General features: G+C 38.4%; 17 protein-coding genes and 2 pseudogenes. 11 read left to right on the top strand and 8 right to left on the bottom strand.

The genetic code is table 11. The annotated features are described in order from the left end of the window. Positions 1-35: 35 nt before the first annotated feature. Together FTV17_RS06510 and nagZ are read right to left on the bottom strand one after the other, a co-directional pair. Positions 36-881, bottom strand: coding sequence for a class I SAM-dependent methyltransferase (locus FTV17_RS06510; protein ID WP_179998647.1), 846 nt, complete (start codon positions 879-881; stop codon positions 36-38). Between the two features lie 70 nt (positions 882-951). Further along, positions 952-1,971: a beta-N-acetylhexosaminidase gene (nagZ, locus tag FTV17_RS06505; protein ID WP_179998646.1), complete on the bottom strand. Its 1,020-nt coding sequence runs from the start codon at positions 1,969-1,971 to the stop codon at positions 952-954. 196 nt (positions 1,972-2,167) lie between these two features. Between nagZ and FTV17_RS06500 the strand changes: the two genes are divergently transcribed. From FTV17_RS06500 to FTV17_RS06470, 7 genes are all read left to right on the top strand, one after another. Then, positions 2,168-4,351 carry a carboxy terminal-processing peptidase gene (locus FTV17_RS06500; protein WP_179998645.1) on the top strand — a complete coding sequence of 728 codons (2,184 nt, stop codon included), beginning with the start codon at positions 2,168-2,170 and terminating at the stop codon, positions 4,349-4,351. Between the two features lie 214 nt (positions 4,352-4,565). After that, positions 4,566-6,632 (top strand): bifunctional diguanylate cyclase/phosphodiesterase, encoded by a 2,067-nt coding sequence (locus FTV17_RS06495; RefSeq protein WP_035265296.1) that lies wholly within the window; start codon positions 4,566-4,568, stop codon positions 6,630-6,632. Positions 6,633-6,752: 120 nt separating this feature from the next. Further along, positions 6,753-8,345 (top strand): peptide chain release factor 3, encoded by a 1,593-nt coding sequence (locus FTV17_RS06490; RefSeq protein WP_179998644.1) that lies wholly within the window; start codon positions 6,753-6,755, stop codon positions 8,343-8,345. Between the two features lie 83 nt (positions 8,346-8,428). Continuing rightward, positions 8,429-9,253 carry a hypothetical protein gene (locus FTV17_RS06485; protein WP_179998643.1) on the top strand — a complete coding sequence of 275 codons (825 nt, stop codon included), beginning with the start codon at positions 8,429-8,431 and terminating at the stop codon, positions 9,251-9,253. Between the two features lie 130 nt (positions 9,254-9,383). Then, a complete protein-coding gene (locus FTV17_RS06480) occupies positions 9,384-10,331 on the top strand; it encodes an RsiV family protein (protein WP_179998642.1) in 948 nt (315 codons plus the stop codon). 7 nt (positions 10,332-10,338) lie between these two features. Then, positions 10,339-11,172 carry a TatD family hydrolase gene (locus tag FTV17_RS06475; protein WP_373687192.1) on the top strand — a complete coding sequence of 278 codons (834 nt, stop codon included), beginning with the start codon at positions 10,339-10,341 and terminating at the stop codon, positions 11,170-11,172. Positions 11,173-11,239: 67 nt separating this feature from the next. Next, a complete protein-coding gene (locus FTV17_RS06470; RefSeq protein ID WP_179998640.1) occupies positions 11,240-12,007 on the top strand; it encodes a ThiF family adenylyltransferase in 768 nt (255 codons plus the stop codon). Positions 12,008-12,069: 62 nt separating this feature from the next. Here FTV17_RS06470 and dusA read toward each other — a convergent pair whose 3' ends face one another. Beyond that, entirely contained in the window at positions 12,070-13,092 is a 1,023-nt protein-coding gene (gene dusA / locus FTV17_RS06465) for a tRNA dihydrouridine(20/20a) synthase DusA (RefSeq protein WP_218945298.1), read from the bottom strand. 132 nt (positions 13,093-13,224) lie between these two features. Between dusA and FTV17_RS06460 the strand changes: the two are divergent. Next, positions 13,225-13,828, top strand: a pseudogene (locus FTV17_RS06460) (integrase); the annotation flags it as partial. Here the strand turns inward: FTV17_RS06460 and FTV17_RS06455 are convergent. Beyond that, positions 13,777-14,921 (bottom strand): annotated as a pseudogene (locus FTV17_RS06455) (IS3 family transposase). The pseudogenes FTV17_RS06460 and FTV17_RS06455 overlap by 52 nt on opposite strands. 310 nt (positions 14,922-15,231) lie before the next feature. Between FTV17_RS06455 and FTV17_RS06450 the strand changes: the two are divergent. Genes FTV17_RS06450 through FTV17_RS06440 form a run of 3 tightly spaced genes read left to right on the top strand, consistent with a single transcriptional unit; the run spans position 15,232 to position 17,442 of the window. Then, the gene (locus FTV17_RS06450; protein WP_179998639.1) at positions 15,232-16,287 is read left to right on the top strand and encodes a hypothetical protein; all 1,056 of its coding nucleotides are present in this window, start codon (positions 15,232-15,234) and stop codon (positions 16,285-16,287) included. 5 nt (positions 16,288-16,292) lie between these two features. After that, a complete protein-coding gene (locus FTV17_RS06445; RefSeq protein ID WP_179998638.1) occupies positions 16,293-16,730 on the top strand; it encodes a hypothetical protein in 438 nt (145 codons plus the stop codon). Next, on the top strand, positions 16,723-17,442 hold the full coding sequence (locus FTV17_RS06440; protein ID WP_218945297.1) for a hypothetical protein: 720 nt from the start codon (positions 16,723-16,725) through the stop codon (positions 17,440-17,442). The genes FTV17_RS06445 and FTV17_RS06440 overlap by 8 nt, the downstream gene beginning before the upstream one ends. 522 nt (positions 17,443-17,964) lie before the next feature. Here FTV17_RS06440 and FTV17_RS06435 read toward each other — a convergent pair. The 4 genes from FTV17_RS06435 to FTV17_RS06420 form a co-directional block, all read right to left on the bottom strand. Further along, complete coding sequence (locus FTV17_RS06435; RefSeq protein ID WP_257219896.1) at positions 17,965-18,456, bottom strand: GFA family protein; 492 nt, start codon at positions 18,454-18,456, stop codon at positions 17,965-17,967. 153 nt (positions 18,457-18,609) lie between these two features. Continuing rightward, entirely contained in the window at positions 18,610-19,779 is a 1,170-nt protein-coding gene (locus FTV17_RS06430) for a zinc-binding dehydrogenase (protein ID WP_179998637.1), read from the bottom strand. A gap of 153 nt (positions 19,780-19,932) precedes the next feature. Then, on the bottom strand, positions 19,933-21,135 hold the full coding sequence (locus FTV17_RS06425; protein WP_179998636.1) for an MFS transporter: 1,203 nt from the start codon (positions 21,133-21,135) through the stop codon (positions 19,933-19,935). Then, positions 21,128-21,580, bottom strand: a complete 453-nt coding sequence (locus FTV17_RS06420) for a RidA family protein (RefSeq protein ID WP_179998635.1) — start codon at positions 21,578-21,580, stop codon at positions 21,128-21,130. The genes FTV17_RS06425 and FTV17_RS06420 overlap by 8 nt, the downstream gene beginning before the upstream one ends. Between the last annotated feature and the right edge of the window lie 62 nt (positions 21,581-21,642).

Genomic DNA, 21,642 nt, shown 5'->3' with positions numbered 1-21,642 from the left:
AATCGACTCTTCTTAATATTTAGATAAACGAATCATTATTTTATTGCATGAATCATCCATACTAGATCACCAAGATGCTGATCTGTATCCATATTTTGATTCTTTTTTTCAAAATACAGTTGAGGTTGAATGACTTCAATTTCAGTAAAACCTGACAGTTTAAAAAAGTGCTGTACCTCTAAAGGGTCTTTAAAGTGGAAGGTAAATGCACTTCTTGAAGCGTATTTGAGTAATTTGCTGCTCGACCAAATTAAGTTAGCCAGTTTATGTTGGACAGGTTCGGGATAAAGGTCAGTTAAATAATGAAGCGTTTGAAATGGTTGACCAAAACGTACAATTGAATTCAGCAATTGTTTGAGTAAATCTTGATTAAAATAATTGATTAATCCTTCACTGATAATCACTAGCGGTCGTGTTGGGTCGAATTCGTCAAAAGCTGTTTTGAAATCATCCGTGAATAAGTCTGCTGATAAAACTTTAGGGCTTTCGGGATCGATTTTATTCAAAGCGGATTGTTTTGTGGCAGCCATGTCTGGTAAATCTAATTCGCGATAATTTATTTCGGGATAATGAGATCTAAACCACCAACCACGAGGTGAAAGTCCCGCTGCAATTTCTAAAATTTGCAGGTTTGGATATTGTTTGATTAATAATTTTAAGTGATCGTCTAATAATGTATGTCGTGTCTTCAAGGTTGAACGCATACTTCCACCGACAAACTTCTCAGCCATACTTTCAAAAGGGTGAGCGAATTGCGCTAATGCTTTGCCTTTCGAAGTCGCAAATGCTTCGTGAGAGATACCCATTTGATACCATATATAGCCAGTGTAGTGAGCAGTAAACGAAATATGACGGTGCTTTGATTGTTTTGATTGAGACATACACATCCTTGGCTATGATTATTATTGGATTGGTCAAGATAAAGGGAGCATTAGAATGCTCCCTGTATTATTAAAATGATTGTCTAAAATCTTCAATGACCTTTTTGACAGATTTCCATTCGTTGCCTAAGTCAAGTTGTTCACCAATGCGAATCTCTTGAATCTTACCGCGCATACGCTCTAACCGTTCTTGGTTCGGCAATGGATAATTCTCTATGGCACTGAGCGCGACACATGCAGATTCCCGATTATTGCAGACTAAGCCCATATCACAGCCAGCTTCAAGCGCGGCTTTGATGCGAGCATCTGCACCACCTGCAACACAAGCTGCTTGCATACTTAAGTCATCAGAAAACAAGACACCATCGAACTGAAGTGTTTCACGAAGTACTTTTTGAACCCAATACTGAGAAAAACCAGCAGGATTTGGATCTACTTTTTCATAAATCACATGTGCTGGCATGAGTGCGTCAAGTTGAGGTTGGAGTTGAATAAAGCTTTGCATATCTTGAGCTTCAATTTCAGCATAACTTCGTGTATCCACAGCTGCAGCAATATGTGAATCTGCTTTAACCGAGCCATGGCCAGGGAAGTGTTTACCCGTGGTTGCCATACCTGCGCGTTTCATACCTTGCATAAAGGCTTGGGCTAAAGGGATGATATCTGAGATATTTTTAGCAAAAGCACGATCACCAATAACATCGCTGATGTCGTTAAGGTCTAATACAGGTGCAAAGCTAAAGTCGATCCCGACTGCAAGAACTTCGGTAGCCATGAGCCAACCGCATTGTTCAGCCAATTCAATTGCTCGTTCTGGCTGTCTTAGATAGAGCTCACCGAAACGTCCCATAGCAGGAAGGAGAGTGAAGCCTTGTTTTAAACGTTGTACGCGTCCGCCTTCTTGATCAACTGCAATTAAAATATCGGGGCGAACTTGGCGCATATGATCCGTTAAGGCGCGAACTTGTTGAGGTGATTCAATATTTCTTCCAAACAAAATGACTCCACCGACTTGTGGAGATTGTAGGAGTTGAATATCTTCTTGATTAAGTGTTGTGCCCTCAATATCAAGCATCAATGCGCCAATCATAGTGGAATCCGTGATTCTAATTTTAAAAGAGAAAACAATACCCGAATTCTGCAATGATTTGCTACATTTTCTTAGTACAGATTATGATAAAACTATACGGCAGAAATAAAAAAGTTGTTTAAGGTTTTGAATATTAATATTTCTATCTGAAAACAATAGTGTAAATTTGGTTTATCCAAGGAAAGACAAATTCGTTATGAAACTTCAAACAATCGCTTGCGCGGTAGCCATTGCCACTGGTGGTTTATTTTTTGGTCATACAATTAATGTTGCGATCGCAGCGAATGAACCAGCGGTTCAACAGGTTCAGAATATAAAGCCCACACAAGAACAAGCTTTAGTTTCAAGACAATTAGCAACTTTGGTGGATCGTCAGCACTATTTAAATATGCGTTTAGATGCTACGACCTCACAACGTATTTTTGATATGTATATTGATAGTCTTGATCCTGACCATAGCCTTTTCTTGGCAGATGAAGTGGCAAACTATAAGAAAAAATACGGACCAACTTTTGGAGCGGCGCTTAAAGCGGGTAACCTTGAAGGACCTTATGCCATTCACGCTCAATACCGTGACCGTTTAAAGTCATTCTATGAGTTTATGTTGGCAGAGTTAAAAAAACCGCAAAACTTAAATCAACCTAATGTGTTTATCGAGTCTGATCGTGAAAAGGCTCCATTTTTCAAAAATAAAGCTGAGCAAGAAAATCAATGGCGCAAAATGCTGGTGTCTCAGTTAATCAATTTAACGATTGCTAAAGAAGAAGATTTGGCTAAGCAAAAAGCGCTGAAAGATGATCCTTCTTTAGCAGCAGGGCAAGATCTCACTTCAGCTGAAGATTTAACGCCAGTTCAGACTTTGACCAAGCGTTATATGCGTCAATTAGAACGTATGAAGCGTACAAAAAGCGATGACGTTTTAGAAAAAACGCTCAATGCTATGTTGGCGACTTATGACCCGCACAGTAATTATTTCCCACCAATTGATGCGATTGAGTTAAATCGTCAGACCACATTGCAGCTTGAGGGGATTGGTGTGTCGATCCGCCCAGAACGCGGGAATGAAGATTATACGCGTATCGAGACGATTGTAGATGGTGGTCCTGCGTTTAAGACGGGACAGGTTAAGTCTGGTGATCGTATTATTGGTGTCGCGCAAGACGGTGACAAAATGGTCGACGTCATTGGATGGACCAGTTCTGAAATCGTTGGATTGATCCGAGGTAAACGTGGGACTAAGGTCACCATTAAATTGCTCGGACCTGGAGCATCTATGAGTCAGGCACGTACCGTAACTATCGTACGTGATGTGATTCAAGAAGAGGATGCAGGTGTACGTTCAAGAACAGTAGAAATTGTACGAGATGGCAAGAAACATAAAGTTGGGGTAGTTGAAATTCCATCGTTCTATTACAACTACCGTGCCCGTCGTGCTGGTGAAAGCTATCGTTCAGTATCTGAAGATACCAATAATGCATTGAAAAGTTTAGCTGCGCAAAATGTCGATGGCATTATCGTCGATCTTCGTAATAACCCTGGCGGTTCACTCGAAGAAGTGGCAAAAATGATTGGGCAAGTGATTAAATCTGGTCCAGTGGTTCAAATTCGGGATGGGAATGGTAACGTCAGTGTCTTCGAAGATCGTGATGGAGGCGCTCAAACCTACGCAGGTCCATTGGCTGTCATGGTGAATCTGGCTTCTGCATCAGCAAGTGAAATCTATTCAGCTGCTGTGCAGGATTATGGTCGTGGGATTGTGATTGGAAGTACTACGACAGGTAAGGGTACAGCTCAAGTTCAATTGGACAGCTTAGCGTATGGTCAAGCGACATTGACGCAACGAAAGTTTTACCGTGTTACTGGTGGAAGCACACAAAATAAAGGGGTTGTGCCTGATATTCAATTGGTTGATATCTACGATGAAGAGTTTGGGGAGCGTAAAGCTAAGAATGCTTTAGAGTGGGATACCATCCCTACAGCTCCTTTCAAACGTGAGGGAGAAGTGCAAGCCTTTGTACCCAAATTAGCTGCTCATTCAAAACAGCGTGTTGCGAATGATATTCAATTTAAGTATCTAGAAGCGCGTAAAGCGATTTCGCAGAAAGCTAAAGAGAAAAAACAAATCGTGTTGGATATCGATCAACGTAAAGCTGAACTCATCGCTTTGGAAAAAGAAACGTTGGCAGAAGAAAACAAACGCCGTATAGCAATGGGTAAAACTGCTTATCCAAATTGGGAAAGTTATCAGGCGTCGATGGAAGCTTTGGCTGAATCGCGTGCTAAGATGAAAACTAATCAACGCCCACCTTTACCTGAAGAAGAGGCATTTGTCACTGAATCAGCTCATATCTTACTCGATTACATTGCCTTGCAAAAATAAAAATATTTATTGTTAAGTTTTACTTAAAAATGGCGTATTTCGATACGCCATTTTTTATGGATCTCGCCGAAAAACAACTTGACGTTCAATGAGATGGTGATATTGTTGTAGGCGACAAATGCTCATTAAAAAGTTGAACCTTCTTACATTTATTTGCTGTACTTTTGGGGTTTAAATAAAATAAAAACAGGTTCAGGTACGGATAAGTCTCTATATGATTCATATGAGTTACGATTATGCAATGGTGGCGGGTTCTGCTGTGGCGGCAGTGATCGTCTGCTTTATTGCTATTTCATTTGAACAACTCATTAGTACCCACAAAAACCCAGTTGGTCAAAAAGTGCTGCTCGGTGTAAGTGGCATGATTTTTGGACTTGCGATTTGGGTCATGCATTTTGTTGGAATGCTGGCTTGTCATTTACCCGAAGATCATAGTTTCGATATAGGTTTAACGCTATTCTCTTATGTGATCGCAGCTCTCGCTTCAATTTTTGCCATATGGCTCACGACTAGATCTACACTTCCTTTAGCTAGATTGGTTTTGGGTGCACTTCTGATGGGTTTCGGTATTTCAGGTATGCACTATACTGGAATGGCGGGATTGATCGTTCCCAACTACATTATTCGTTATGACACCATTTTGGTGATTTTCTCTGTACTGATTGCTGTATGTGGTTCAGGATTGTCATTCTGGCTGATGTTTAAATATAAGCGTACCTATCACAATAAATTGGCTTTCAAGCTTGCCGTGGCATTCATGATCGCTTTTAGTATTGTGGGAATGCATTATATTGGTATGGCGGCTGCGACTTTCCAACCCGTGGATGCCAAATATGCAGCATTGAATCAACTCCATGAAGGTCAAGGTTTATTACTTTTTGTCATTATATTTGTCACATGCTTAGTCTTGGTGGTCAGTTTTTTTGTCGCTATTTTAGAATTACGACTTGAAGAGCGAAATCAACAATTAATCAAAATGAATAAGGAATTGGAAAGCCTTGCCCTTCAAGATAATCTGACCAAACTTCCAAATCGACTTTTTTTGCTTGATTACACCACTTCATTATTTTCACTACACCAATCTAAAGATCATAAAGTTGCATTCATTTATATTGATTTAGATCGTTTCAAGGCAGTGAATGATGCTTTTGGACATCATATTGGTGATCAGCTTTTAGTGAATTTAGCGCATCGACTGCATGCACTACTCGAAAAAAACCAAAAATTAATTCGTATTGGTGGTGATGAGTTTTTATTGGTTGTTGAAGATTTTTCTACAGACCAAATTGATCAAGTTGCGAATCTAGTATTGAGTAAAATCCAAGAAGGATTTGTGATTTCGGGGAAGGAAATCAATATCTCAGCAAGTTTAGGTGTGGTCTATTATCCAGATCATGGTGCTGATTTACATGATTTGTTGGTGAATGCTGATGCTGCAATGCTGATGTCAAAAGAGCAAGGTCGCAATACTTATAGTGTGTTTAACTATTCATTAGATCAACAAGAAATCGCACGTAGCCAATCAAAACTTATCAATGATTTGTATCGTGCCGTTGAAGAACAACAATTCATTTTATTTTATCAGCCGAAATTCACAGCAGATTTTAAAATTTGTGGTGTTGAAGCTTTAATTCGTTGGAAGCATCCAAGTCTAGGACTTCTAGCACCGAATATGTTTATTGAGGGTGCGGAGCAAACAGGTCTTATTATTAAAATGGGCTACTGGGCTCTTGAACAAGCGTGTATACAGATTCAAGCTTGGCAAAAAAAGAAATTGCCTTTCTGCCCGATCGCTGTAAATTTATCAGCTGTTCAATTTGAACATAAAGCGTTGGTAGATACATTAAGATGTTTAATCACACAATACCAGATCGATCCAGCCCATTTAATTATTGAGATTACTGAATCGACAGCAATGCATCATATCGATGTCAGTATTCGTACTTTTGAGAGCCTACGTAACTTGGGGATTGGGCTTGCGATTGATGATTTTGGAACAGGTCATTCAAGCTTCTTATATTTAAAGAATCTCCCAGTAGATGAACTTAAAATTGACCGTGAATTTATTCGAAATCTTTCACCCAATACAAAAGATGAAATTATCTTAGAAAGTATTATTGTATTGGCTAAACGTTTAGGTTTGGTGGTGACAGCTGAAGGCGTTGAAACTCAAAAACAAGCCGATATCTTAAAACGTTTAGGTTGTCAGCAATTACAAGGCTATTTATTGGGTATGCCATTACCTGTGGATCGTTTAGAAAGCACATTTAAGAACTATTAACTTCTGGTCAGTTTCTGATTCATCACATTCACATTCGGTATTGATCTGCTACAATATCGCCAATTTTTATTTTGATCTTTTTTGATCTTCTAAACTGCATGTCTGCAGTAGGTGTTATTCATGAGCTTTAAGCAAGAGTTAGCGGAGCAAGTTGCTCAGCGACGTACATTTGCCATTATTTCCCACCCCGATGCGGGTAAAACCACAATGACGGAAAAGTTATTGTTGTGGGGGCAAGCGATCCAAGTTGCAGGTATGGTAAAAAGCCGTAAATCTGACCGTGCTGCGACATCAGATTGGATGGAAATGGAAAAAGAGCGTGGTATCTCGATCACGACCTCTGTGATGCAGTTCCCTTATAAAGACAAAATGATCAACCTGCTCGATACACCAGGGCATGAAGATTTCTCTGAAGATACATATCGTACCCTTACAGCCGTAGACTCAGCGTTGATGGTGATTGATGGTGCGAAAGGTGTCGAAGATCGTACTATTAAGTTAATGGACGTGTGTCGTATGCGTGACACACCAATTATTTCATTCGTCAACAAAATGGACCGTGAAATCCGTGAGCCGCTTGAGCTCCTCGACGAAATCGAAAATGTCCTGAAAATTAAATGTGTACCGATTACTTGGCCAATGGGTACAGGTAAAGATTTCGCAGGTGTATTTAACCTGATCGAAGAAAAATTCTATGTCTATAAAGCAGGTTTTGGTTCAACCATTACAGATATCGAAATTCGTGACGGTTATGACCATGCTGACCTTCGTGAAAAAGTCGGTGAATTAGCTTGGGCTGCATTTGAAGAGTCACTAGAATTAGTTCAAATGGCAAATGAACCGCTTGATCGTGAAGAATTCTTAGCAGGGCGTCAAACTCCAGTATTGTTTGGTACAGCGTTGGGTAACTTTGGTGTAGACCATGTCTTAAATGCATTTAGTGAATATGCACCACCACCAAAAGCACATCCTACCCAAGACCGTAAAGTTGAAGCGACTGAAGAGGGTTTCTCTGGTTTTGTCTTTAAAATTCAAGCCAATATGGACCCTAAACACCGAGATCGTATTGCTTTCATGCGTATCTGTTCAGGCAAATATGAAAAAGGCTTGAAAATGAAGCATGTTCGTATTGGGAAAGATGTGCGTATTTCAGATGCATTAACCTTCTTGGCAGGTGATCGTCAGCATTTAGAAGAGGCATGGCCAGGCGACATTATTGGTTTACACAACCATGGTACGATTCAAATCGGCGATACTTTCACTTCGGGTGAAAACTTGCAATTCACAGGTATTCCTCACTTCGCTCCTGAAATGTTCCGCCGTGTTCGTTTAAAAGATCCTTTGAAATCGAAGCAACTTCAAAAAGGTTTAAAAGAGCTTTCAGAGGAAGGTGCAACTCAGGTATTTATGCCACAAAACAGTAATGATCTTATTGTAGGTGCTGTGGGTGTTCTTCAATTTGAAGTTGTTGCTTATCGTTTAAAAGAAGAATACAAAGTGGATTGTATTTACGAGCCTGTGAGCATTAACACTGTTCGTTGGGTTTCATGTCCAGATGAGAAAAAATTTAATGAATTTAAGAAAAAAGCACATGATCAACTTTCAGTTGATGGTGGTGGGCATTTAACGTACTTAGCACCTAGTCGTGTCAATTTACAATTAATGCAAGAGCGTTATCCTGACATTCTTTTCCGTAATACACGTGAACATTAATTTTGCTTGAAAATGTAAAACAGCTTCCTCGTGAAGCTGTTTTTGTATCAGAATAACCAATGCTTTAATTTTGGTTGATTCTTGTGATTACTCTAAATTTACAAAAAAAACGATTGCGTATTCTTCTTGCTACCTTAGTCATTGGGGTGGCATCTTGTGAAAAACAACCAGAGTCTACGGCACAAAAGTCAGCGCAGTCAGCCCAAGTTAAAAACGCTGATGTGCTACCATACTTAAATGATGACGCGTTTCAAGTTGAAATAAAGAGCGAAAATTGCACAAAATCGGTCTGCGAAAAAATTGAAATTTTAAGTCTAAAAACCGCGGATCAGTGGGTCAATCAACAGCTTAACAACCATTTGGCTTTTGTGATCCAAGATCAAATTAATGAAAAAGAAAAATTGAGTTTGGATCAATCCATCGAAACTTATATAAGTCGCTCTGAATCATGGATGAAGGAGTTTTCACTGAATCAGCCTTATGAGCTGGATATACTGACGCAAGTCGCCACTCAACGAAATCAATATGTGTTGATCCAATTCATCGTAAATACAAAACAAGCTGAAGTGATCGTTAAAGATCGTGGTTACTTTATGGTATTGGATCGAAAGCAGAAAAAAGTTTTACAGTTGCAGGATGTGATTCAAAAGAACCAAATTAATGACTTTGAAAGAATGCTTCAGGTGTCCTATCAAAAATGGTTAAAGGCCCAGACTAGTGAAGTGAGAAGTATCGCTCCAGTGAATCTCAGCTGGCAAAATCAGGAATGGTTCTTTGATGGTGAAGGGATTGGTGTTCATATTCGTGCGAACGAAATTGTCAAAGGTGGTGAGCAATTGGATATCTATTTGAATCATGCTCAAACCAAGCAAGTAGTTGTGCCGCAGATCTTTCAAAAGATGTTTTGAAATATTACAAATATTGTAATGTAGCATATACAATTGCAGTTAAACCCATACAAACGAAGCTTGAGCTATCAATTTCATCGGGTTAGGCTTAAATCAATGATAAATGACCGTTTCTCCTCAGGGTTGTGAGATGTTAAAAAATAAAATAGTTTGGACTGTATCTGTACTTACTGCCGCAATTACGCTGAGCGCATGTCAGCCAAAAGGGGACGGGCCTAAAGAATCACCTGACACTCAAACCCAAGCAGCATCAGAAGTTCAGGTACTCATGCTTCAGGGTGAAACTGAAAAAGTGCCTGTTCGGTTGGTAGAATGTGATGGTAACAATTGTCCAGAAATTTCAATTGATCGATTGAGAACGAATCAATTTGTGTTAGATGGCTTAATTGATCAAGCGATTATCAAAAATTTACAAGAAACGCTAGAGTTGTTCGAACCTGAGCAGACGCTGTCTAAAGACAAAGATACTCAAGCCGCAAGTGAAGTTGTTGAATATAAAACTGCAGCGCAGTTACTTGCAGAGCAGATTCAGCCCTATATTGATAATTTTGTGGGTTTAGATAAAGAGTTAAAGCACTTGGGGGTTGGACATCAAATTAGTTTGAGTATTAGTCCTAAAATTTTAAATTCACAAGGACCACTTGCAACCGTCGTATTGAATACGAGTAATTATTTAGGAGGTGCACATGGTTCTTCTTCACAAACTTACTTTAATTTTGATTTGAAACAGCAGAAACAAGTGTCACTGGATCAAATTTTAGTGAAAGACCAAAAGAATAAATTAAATCAATTGGCCCATGAAGAATTTAAAAAATGGGTCATAGATTCGCAGTTAGCAGATAACGTTGAAGAGTATGAAGAGGCTTGGAAATTTAAACTCACTGATAATTATTATTTGGGTAAGAAGGGTTTAATTCTTCAATACGGTGAATATGAAATTGGTCCTTATGTGGTGGGTTTGCCAAGACTCACGATTCCTTATGAAAAGCTACAGGGTGTGATTAAACCTGAAATGCTGGAAGCTGTTCATCCTGCGGGTCAAGTTGCTGTACCTCAAGCTGCAGGTGAAGCAAAATAACATGTCCATGCCACGTTTGTTTGATACGCATACGCACTTTGATGTAGAAGATTTTGACTTCGATCGTGAGCAACTTGCGTATCAGGCTAAACAGAAGGGAGTGGATGCCCTGGTACTGATTGGGTTTCAACACCAACGCTTTAATATATTGATTGAAACACACCATTGGTTAAATGGTTTAGATCAGGCACCGAGGAGTTATCTCGCTCCAGGTCTACATCCTTTTTATATCGAACAACATCAGCCTCATCATCTAGACGATTTAAAAAAAATTCTTGAAGCACAACAATGCATCGCCGTTGGAGAAATTGGTTTAGATACTTTTCTCAAGCAACATAAGCAGTCGGAAGTTTTCGCTAAGCAACAGGATTTTTTTGCGCAACAACTCGATTTGGCTCAACAATTTAAGCTTCCTGTGCTGTTACATATTCGCAAATCTCATGCTGAAGTATTAAGACTGTTAAAAGCAAAGCAATTTGTTCACGGTGGTATCGCCCACGCATTCAGTGGAGGGATAGAAGAAGCGAAGGCATTTATTCAACTTGGATTTAAGTTAGGGGTCACGGGACAGATTACCAATCCAAATGCTAAAAAATTACACCAAATAGTTCAGTATGTTGGCATTGAACATCTGGTCATTGAAACAGACTGTCCTGATATGACGCCATTATGTTGTCAAGCTTCAACTGAACACCGTACCCGTAATACCCCACAGAATTTAATTTATGTTTTAGAAGGTTTGGCACATAGTCTAAATACGAGAGTCGAAGACATTGCGCAACGTGTTTGGGAGAATAGTGTGTCTGCACTCAACCTAAAAAATGAACTGAAATTGTCGTGAGTTCAAAACTCTCCATTCCTCTGAAGTTTTGCTAAAATACGCCTTTTCCAAATAGTGTTAGAGCAATATGACTGAATTAGTTCATGATGATGAATATGAACGCCGTTTTACCGGTGTAGCCAAAATTTATGGCGAAGAAAATTTTCAGCATTATGAAAACAGTCATGTCATGGTGATCGGTATTGGCGGTGTTGGCTCTTGGGCTGTCGAAGCTTTGGCTAGAACAGGTTTGGGCGAGCTCACATTAGTGGATATGGATTCTGTCGCAGCATCGAATATTAATCGTCAGTTACCTGCGATGACATCAACATTAGGTCATGAAAAAATTGAAGTGATGGCAGAGCGTTGTCGCCAAATCAATCCACGTATAAAAATCAATTTAGTTGATGATTATCTAACGCCTGAAAATGTAACAGAGATTTTGAGTTCAAATCCAGATGTTGTGTTGGATTGCATTGATGATGTCAAAGCAAAACTCGCATTGATGCTACATTGCCGTTTCAATAAAGTCCCCTTGATTGTATCTGGTGGTGCTGGTGGTAAGTTAGATCCACTCAAAATTCGGGTCGCAGATTTGTCAAAAACTGAATACGATCCGATGCTGGCAAAATTAAGAAGTCAGTTACGCTCAAAAGGTATCTGTAAAAAGCCGAAAGAGAAGTTCGGTATCACCTGTATTTATTCGGTGGATAATCCTTTTTCGAATGCTGATGTTTGTGCGAGTGCTGGGTTAAGATGTGGGGGCTATGGTTCAGCCGTGGTGGTGACATCAAGTTTTGCAATGGTAGCTGTAGCTGAAGTGTTAAAACGATTAGATTCGATTCAAGCAAAATAAGCCTAAAAGTGATTATCAAAAAAGGTCTCTATCAAGAGACCTTTTTTACAGATGATATTTGTTTATTCAGCATTGATTTTTAAGCTTTCTTGTTCAGCATGTCTTTGAATGGCTTGTTGCATACCGATTAAGGCATTTTCAATATCTTTTAATGTTTTCGCGTTACCGCCACTCAGGGCTTGACGCCATTTTCGTGCACCAGGAAGGTTTTGAAATAAGCCTAAAATATGACGTGTAATCACTGAAAGTGGCGCACCATCAGCTAAACGTTTTGCAATATATGGCATCATTTCCTGCATGATCTCAAAACGGTCAGGTACTGACAAATTCCATAATTGCCCTAGTTCAGCCAGTAGATAAGGATTGTGATAAGCCTCACGACCAATCATGACACCATCCACATGTTGTAAGTGTTGTTGAGTTTCAGCAAATGTTTTGATCCCACCGTTGATTTCGATCAATAGTTCTGGGCGATCTTGCTTTAAGCGATAAACATCTTCATAACGTAAAGGCGGAATGTCCCGATTTTCTTTCGGTGACAAACCTTGTAGTAAAGCAATGCGTGCATGCACGATAAAATTTTGACATCCCGTTTTTGCAACGGTATCGACAAAATGCAGCATCTCCTCATAAGATTGCATATCATCGATGCCGATTCGGTGTTTTACCGTGACGGGAATATCAACTGCATTTTGCATTTCAGCAATACATTCAGCAACCAGCTCAGGCTCAGCCATGAGGCAAGCACCAATTTTATTGTTTTGAACGCGATCACTAGGACAACCAACATTCAAATTGATTTCATCATAGCCCCAATCTTGAGCCATTTTAGAGCAGGTTGCGAGGTCTTTAGGATTTGATCCACCAAGCTGTAACACAATAGGGTGTTCTTCTTTGCTGTAATCTAAATGACGTGCTGCATCGCCAAATAAAATTGCGCCTGTGGTCACCATCTCGGTGTACATGATGATATTTGGATTGAATAAACGTGCAAAAAAGCGGTAATCACGGGTCGTCCAATCCATCATGGGTGCGACGCTGATTCTCGGAGATTGAGTGTTTTCAATGTTTTTGTTAATAGTCATTAAACATCATACCTTTAATCTATATTCTGCAATCTGCGAGAATCTGTTTGAACCTATATTTAGGTGGGTAAATCAATTTGCATTTACACCAAATTTTACACCATAATGAAAAAATATCTTTTGGTGTAAATTATGGGGTCAATTACAGCAAGGAAGGGTGCAGATGGTAAAGTTAACTATCGTGCCGCAATTCGAATAAATCGAAAGGGGTTTTCCTGCTTTTTCTGAAAGTAAAACATTTCATTCAAAAAAGATGGCTGAGAATTGGCTTAAGAAGAGAGAAGTCGAAATTCAAGAAAATCCAGATATTTTGCTTGGCAAAGAAAAGCTGATTGATCTCACCTTATCCGATGCTATAGATAAATATTTGGATGAAGTCGGGAGCGAATACGGAAGAACGAAACGCTATTCTCTGCTCTTAATCAAGAAGCTGCCAATCGCGCGCAATATTATCACAAAAATAAAATCAGTACATTTAGCTGAGCACGTTGCTTTGAGAAGGGCAGGAGTCCCATATCTTAAGCTCGAACCTATCTCAAGTAGTACTCAACAACATGAACTCTTACACATTCGCGGAGTTCTGTCTCATGCTGCTGTTATGTGGGATATTGATATCGATTTAAATGCTTTTGATAAAGCTACCTCACAATGGACTGCTCCCAGTATCCTAGACACGAGACAGCCTCATTTTGAAGCTGCCTCGAATGCTTCTGGGCTCATTCCGTCGAGGTGCGAATGACGCCTGATTCGATTGTAAAACATCTCGATATAATCAAACACATCTGCACGCGCTATTTCTCGTGTTTTATAGATCCTCTTTTTAATTCTTTCCTTCTTTAAGCTGCTAAAAAAGGATTCTGCAACAGCATTGTCCCAACAGTTTCCACGACGACTCATACTTGGAACTAAATTATGCTTCTGACAGAATTTCTGCCAGTCTCCACTGCTGTATTGTGAGCCTTGGTCTGAGTGTATGATCACAGGTTCATTGGGTCTGCGTCGCCATACCGCCATAAGAAGTGCATCTAAAACGATATCCTTGGCAAGCGTAGGTTTCATTGACCAACCGATGACTTTCCTTGAATATAAATCGAGAACCACCGCCAGATATAACCAGCCTTGCCAGGTGCGTATGTATGTAATATCAGTTACCCACGAGGTATCAGGTGTTTTTACAACAAACTTTCGATTTAAATGCTTAGGTGGCACAATCTGAGGACGACCACGACCATAACTTTTATGCTTCTTATCTCCTCGAACAGCGGTAATGCCATTGTCTTTCATGATCTTCAACACACGATTAGGTCCACAGCTTTCAGCTAGCTCTTTAAGATCCAGCGTAATGCGACGATAACCATAGATGCCATAACTGGCATCATAAGAAGAACGGATTAGTTGTAATAACCGTCTATCTTCAATTGTTCTGCCTGATTCGGGTTCATGTAGCCAAGCATAATAGCCAGCACGAGCAATCTTAAGAACTCGACACATCGTTTTAATCTTAAATTGATGGCTGTATTCCAGAATAAACTGATACTTTACTCGGGCGGGCTTGCAAAGCGGCGTGAAAGCAGTGCTTTCACTTTAAGATGTCCCGTTCCTCTTCAGTCTGTTTAAGCTGACTTTTAAGGCGAAGGATTTCTTTCTTTGCCTCGAGCAATTCATGTTCATCAGGGCTGTTGCGTAAAGGTTGCACTGCCTTTAGCCATTTATAAATGCTGTGTTGTGATACGTCTAAACGTTCTGCGACATCAGTGACAGAATATCCGGGTTCAGTAATCAATAACAGCTTCATCTTTAAACTCTGGGGTGTATCGTTGTCCACTCATAATGTTCTCTCCTATGCAAAAAGAATAGACGACATTTGTCTAGGAGAGTGGTGGCAGTCCAAAAAGATGGTTATTTGTGTCTAGAATTTTGGTGGCTATTCATAGATTGGTATTTAAGTGCAACACCAAGTTGTTGGCATAATACCTGATTCAGACTTTTAAAGCCGAGTCTTTTTCTTGGGCGATGATTAATACGTTGTGTGATTTCTAAAATCTAAATTTAACTCTTAGTTGAATAAATAGTGTTTAATTTGTTGATTTGTTATACATTTAACAAAGTTATAAATCATGCATAGTTGAAAAGAAGATAATGGAAAATAATGAACATCCTAGATCTGAACTAATTCGTAAGATTAAAATGTGTGAAGAACGCAGAATAGATCTAGGCATAATTGAAGAAATTTTTGAACAGGCTGGAGTAGAGGTGGCCCATAGATGGAGTTCACTTACGTCTGAAGCTGCGGTTTGTAGTGATACGAAAGCAGAAAAAATAGAAAAAGTAATAGGAAAGTTACTTACAAATCATATTTATTTCGATGATAAATTGATTATGGTTTTTGATAGGTTGAATGAAGACGAGGCTCAAGATTTTATTAGTGCATTTAGTGATATTTATAGCACAGATGAAGCATTAGTAGATTCAGAGTATGTGTCTCATTCTTGTAAAAATATCAATGCAAACTTTACGATTTTCAACTTTAAAATTATGCGTGAAGTTTTGGAACGTAAGGAACTTACCGAAGAGGATTTAGGTGAATTAGGTGAAACATTAAGTAAATACAATAGAATTGTTGGTTATCGCCCAGTTGAAATTACTTGTTATGATGCTGTAATCATTGATACTTTAAATAATCGTTTAATTTTACAACTTGATCTAGGTAGTATCGTGTTGGCAAATGCAGTCGACAACTTTTTCAATAAGCTGAGATCTAATATTAATAAGGCTTTTAAGAATTCAGGCATCTTTAATTGTCGCATTCCAGAGAAAGCACAGTTTGAAAACCTTTATACATGTATTCAAAACTTCTATGATAATAGTGAAGGCGAAGTTACGAAGGCTTCTTTTTCAACTTCAAAAAATAATCACCATGAAACGTTACGAGATAGAGCAAGAGATATTCGTAAAGCCGAATACCACTTAAGAGGAAAAGCAGCTGAGGAGGCTATCGGCGGTAAAATTCGTTCTTATCGTATTAGTAAACGTTTTGAACGTGTAACAGATCAATGGCCTCAAGTATATGTAGGTATTCATTATCGCTATTTCAATAAATCAGGTGCTAAAAATTTATATGAAGCGCATATCTTTGATATTAAATCTTATGATGATTATCAATTCACAATTAATAAAATATTAGCAAATAGATGATTATTATGAACTACGAAGTAAAAGACAGTTTTTTTCATAAAAAAATTTTTAATCAAAAATTTTCAGAATTATCTAATGTGAAAACAAGCTGTTTTTTAATTCTAGATTATTTATTAATTGCTGGACGAGATTTAGAGGTGAGTTTTAGTTTCGATCAACTACGTGAGAATGTTGATAAAAGTATTAGCGATGAAGATTTCATATGTAGTGTTTTCTATTTAACGAGAGATGATATACAAATTTTAGAACAAGGCTATTCGGCATGGAAAGCGGTAGAAGATAGGTATGTTGAGGTTAAAAAAGATAAAGTTATTAGGATGATAAATTCTAAAGTTTATTCACATCCCTATACTGGTGAAGAATTGTCTGAAAGGCAGTTCTATGCAGAAATTATTCCATTTTTTGCTGTTACTCAATATTTTTTGGATCATAAGAATGACTGAGTCTTCACTAATGCATATGAATCCTATGATTCAGACCTTATCTGAAATTATTTATGTGGATAGCCATGATCGTTTTTTAGAGCTTTTAGAAGATAAACTAACTGAACTTTCCACATTAGTTTGTGCTACTGCTAAAAAGAATACTAGTGTTGAAAATTATAAAAGTCTTTTTGCATATAGTGATGAAATAGCTTGTCCTATTAAGAGAAAAAGTTATATTGCTGATTTGGAAAAAAAACTTGAAGATGATATCTCTATTCAACTTATTAATTTGCTGAATCAAAATGGATTTGATGCAGGGCATGAAGATTTTCATAATGGACATGTTGATATTGTTATTAAGAGTCACAATAAAAAATTTAAATGGTTGGGCGAAGCAAAGCTATATGGTGGGAATAAATATAGTGAAAAGGGATTATATCAACTAATAAATGACTATTCTTTAGGAAAATTAAATGAAAGTGGTGGTGTATTGATATATCTAAATAGTACTCAATATTCCGTCAAAAAAGTCATGCAAAATTGGGATTCTCATCTGAAGGAATTATCTAAAGACACAAGCAATAGGTTAAACTCTTTCACTTCTGAATTTAAAATAGATAAGGAAGGTAAGCAAGATAGCTCTATCTTTTACTCAACACATGAGCATCATCGTTCAGGTGATCCCTATAGAATTCGTCATTGTTGTTTGGATATACGAATTGATTTTTAAAAAATTAATACGAAATCGAACATTGCTACAAATTAAACTTTGTTGAATTATTATAAATAGAAATACACCAAAAAACTGATTGGTCTGATAAATCATTAGCGTGTATTGTGATCCACTATGGAAAATAACAAAGCAAAGACTCTTAGGGCTTTTACTATTACTTTTCACCTAAATATTTAAATTTAAACATTTCTGGTTTTTATCTAATAATTTTTTTTACGCCAAATTTACGCCGTTGATTGGTTTTTTAATCATAAATTGTTGAATTTTATTGATTATATTTTAAATATTGTCCAATCCATCATGGGTGCGACGGAAATTCGAGGCTGTAAGGATTGGATATCAGACATGGTGAAACCTAGATTTAGTAAATCGTGAAAAGCTCGGCATCTTACCATAATTTAAAAAATGGGTCATTGAGGTGTAATTAAGATTGGAAGAGATGATGTATTGAAGATAATCAATAACCTCTCATACCTTACTGAGTACACCTTGATTAATTTTACCTTACTAATCTAAACTTTAATGTTCATTTAAAGACAATATTCTCTCTTTAAGCCCTGTTAGAATAAACTTAGTTGCTTGAGTTTGACTCTGGATAAAACCATTATATTTTGGCAAATCATCAGCTACATCTTGCACACGACGATGGTAAAAAATATGCATATTTTCAGGGGGAACTTGCGAGAAGTCTTTTAAGTTCCATTTAGGAATAAATACCAGCTGATCTAATATTCCAAATTCAATAGAAGGGGACTGACATTGTTTGCATATCCCACGACGGATATTGGGTGGTGACTTCAAACGTTTAAAAGTAGTCTGTTCAATATTCAAATCACAAACATCTTGTTTTAGAAATACCAAAACATCGGAAAATGTCTTACCTGTATATTCTTGGCAAACTTGGCAGTGACAAATAAAATGTGCGATGGGTGCATGAGAAAAGCGAAAAGTATTTGCGCCACAAGAACAACTTGCTTCAACATTGAAAAGCATGTGATTTAAATTTGACATAAAACTTCCTTGTTTAAGATCTATTCATAGATGAAATTAAAAATTTAAAGTTCGATTGAGTATCATGCAGGATGAATAAGGGACTCTGATCAAGTTTGAGCCCCATAGTAAAAAATCGCTGAGCACTTATGTCGTATAGAACCTAAAGATTATCTAAAGTGCACTGATATCAGATCCGGTCTTTTGGGGGGCGACCAAAATTTTAGCGTGTTGTTCAGGATCACCTAAGGCCTGAAAAGCATCTTTGACTCCTGCAAGACCTACAACGCCCGTTATCAGAGGAGAACAATCAATTTGACCTTCAGCGATCATATGGAGCGCATCTCTGAACTCAAGTGGCGTATAACCAATCACAAACTGGATTTCGATTTCTTTGTTTAAAGCCAAAGCGGGTTCGATGCTGTCGGATTGCATACATACACCCACACCGATAATTTTAGAAAATAATGGCGCACCGTTAATAATCTGTTGAAGGATGCCTGGCATCCCGACACACTCAAAAATCACAGGACGTTTGGGTAAAGCACCTAATTTGTCAGCCACACGCCACGCATGCCACCATGGAATATGCATAGACTGTATCTTTTCAAAAATACCGATCCCATAGTTAATCGCTTCAGAAGCATCACCCAATAAACCGTATTCTTTCCAACTCTCAAAAGGCGAGGATTGTTTAGGATCAATGACGACATCTGCGCCACAAAGTTGAGCCAGCCTACGGCGATTTGGTGAAAAGTCACTGGCAATAATTTTTTTCACACCAATCGCTTTGAGCATTAAAATGACACCTAAGCCTACTGGACCACAACCAATAACAATTGCGGGTTCTGATTTCTTTATTCTGCTCCGACGTACTGCATGTAAAGCAACTGCCATTGGCTCGGTCATTGTCGCAAGATCGGGATGTAATCCATTTGGCACCGCAAACATGAGTTGAGATTGCACCAAGATTTGTTCGGCATAACCACCAGAAGCTTGAGGGGAAAGACCCGTTGCTTGATAACCCCACTGATCAACTTTCAAGAGTGGCATCGCACAAACTAAGGTATCTGTTTTAAATTTTTTTCTAGTTTTAGGACCATAATCTAGAACACGACCGCAAAATTCATGCCCCATGACAAAACGGTCTGTTGACTTTGCAACACCTTTTAGACCCACTTTAGCCGTAAGTTCATGCATGTGGTCACAACTATGTTGCATATGTAAATCACTGCCACAAATACCACATCGCACAACTTCTAATAAAGTTTGTCCTTGTGATGGTGTTAGATGGCTGACATCTTCAAGTGTTAATTCATTTTGATGACATACAACAGCTTTCATTCTTGTCCACGAATATTTTTTATAATGATAGTGAACAGTGTGTGTGATTACGCACAAGAGATACACAGCTTTAGAGGACTGAATGATGACTGCAGAGGCTAAATTATTGAAAAAGCCTCCATTTATAGAGGCTTAACATGCATATTTTATGAATTAGCTGAGTTGGGTTCGATGATAACGTTGATCCAATAGCGTGAATAGTGCCGTACAACTGACCAAGATTAATCCTACGATACACGCCATTGCCCATCCACCATGATCCCAAGCATAAATTCCTAGCGCGGAACCACTTGCGCCACCAATGAAATAGCTGGTCATATAAAGTGAATTTACACGTGATTTAGCATCCGGTCTTAAATTAAAAATCACATTCTGGTTGCTACTATGCACCAATGCTAGGCCGAGATTCATCAGTCCAAAACCGATGATATAGCAACTTAAATAGAATGCACCTAAATAAAGGAATATCCATGCGCTACCTAGGATTAAAATGCCAAACCAAGTGATTTGTTTGACGTAACCACGGTCGGCGATCTTACCAATTTTCTTGGTGGACAAGGCGCCAAATACGCCAACCAAAGTGACTAAACCCACCATGACATCTTCAAGAGAAAAAGAGGATTTAAGTAAAATAGAAATGGTGGAGAAGAGGATGCTCATCGTTGCAAATGCAAAGGCACCAATGATAGAGCGATAGATTAAACGAGGCTCTTCTTTAAGTAGCAGCCCCATGGATTTAAACACAGCAAAATAACTAATTTTAGAGCTAGGAATATAAGGCAGACGAATATTAAGTACCACAGCGACCATTAACATCAAAATTCCACTGACGATATAAATGAGCTGCCAATTAAATAAGTTGGATAACAAACCAGCTAAACTGGTCGAAATCAAAATACCGACCAATAATCCGCTCATCAGTAACCCGACGACTTCACCTGTTCGTTCTGGTCGAACCGCCATCGTGGCAAACGGAATCAAAATTTGTGCTGCAACCGAGAAAAGCCCAGTGATAATTGTGCCAGCCCATAACATATAAAGGTTGAGTGAAAAAGCACAAATAAATAATCCCACTGCTGCAAAGAACATTAAAAATGGGATTAATTTCGTTTTATTGAGAATATCACCAAGTGGTACGATAAAAAGCAATCCGACAGCATAAGAGACTTGAGCCAAAGTGACAGTTAATGCCACATCTGTTGCAGGGGCATTAAAGTAAAGTTGAACAGAGTGAATTAAGGGCTGCGAATAATAATTAGCGCCTGCACAAATACCACAAGCAATGGCCATCAACCAAAGTAAAGCAGTGTCATTCGTGATGTCTTTTTTATTTAAATCGTCAAGATCGTTATACATGAATAAATGGCTCAGTGGATGAGGAGCAGTAAGCTGTGGCTTCGATTTCAATTTGCATGGCGTCTAATGCCAAGCGAGACACAGGGATTAGTGTGCATGCTGGGAAATTTTGATCTTTCCATATTGTATTCATTTTCAGATTTAACAGGTGATGTTTTTGTTGGTCAAAATTGACAATCAAAACGCGTAGAACAGCAATGTTATAAAAGTCGATATGTGCATAACTGAGAGCGATTTTGAGATTTTCGAAGACTTGGTTGAGTTGTTCTGAATAATCAGTGGAATAATGTCCTTCGGCATTTTCACCACCTTGACCTGATATATGAACGACTGTGCTGAAGTGTTTGACCTCACAGATGTGGCTATATCCAAATTGCCTTGAAGAATAAAGCTGAGGTGGATTTTTAGTGGTTAAACTAAATGGTGGCTTATTTGGTTTTGTCATTCTATCTTCTCTGGATTAAGCTTAGAAAAGAATTATGAAAGCTCAACTTAACTTGAGGTCAA

It is taken from the genome of Acinetobacter sp. YH12239 (assembly GCF_013417635.1).
Taxonomy (GTDB): domain Bacteria; phylum Pseudomonadota; class Gammaproteobacteria; order Pseudomonadales; family Moraxellaceae; genus Acinetobacter.
Note: the sequence above shows the minus strand (reverse complement) of the source record. Positions and strands in the feature narration are given on the sequence as shown.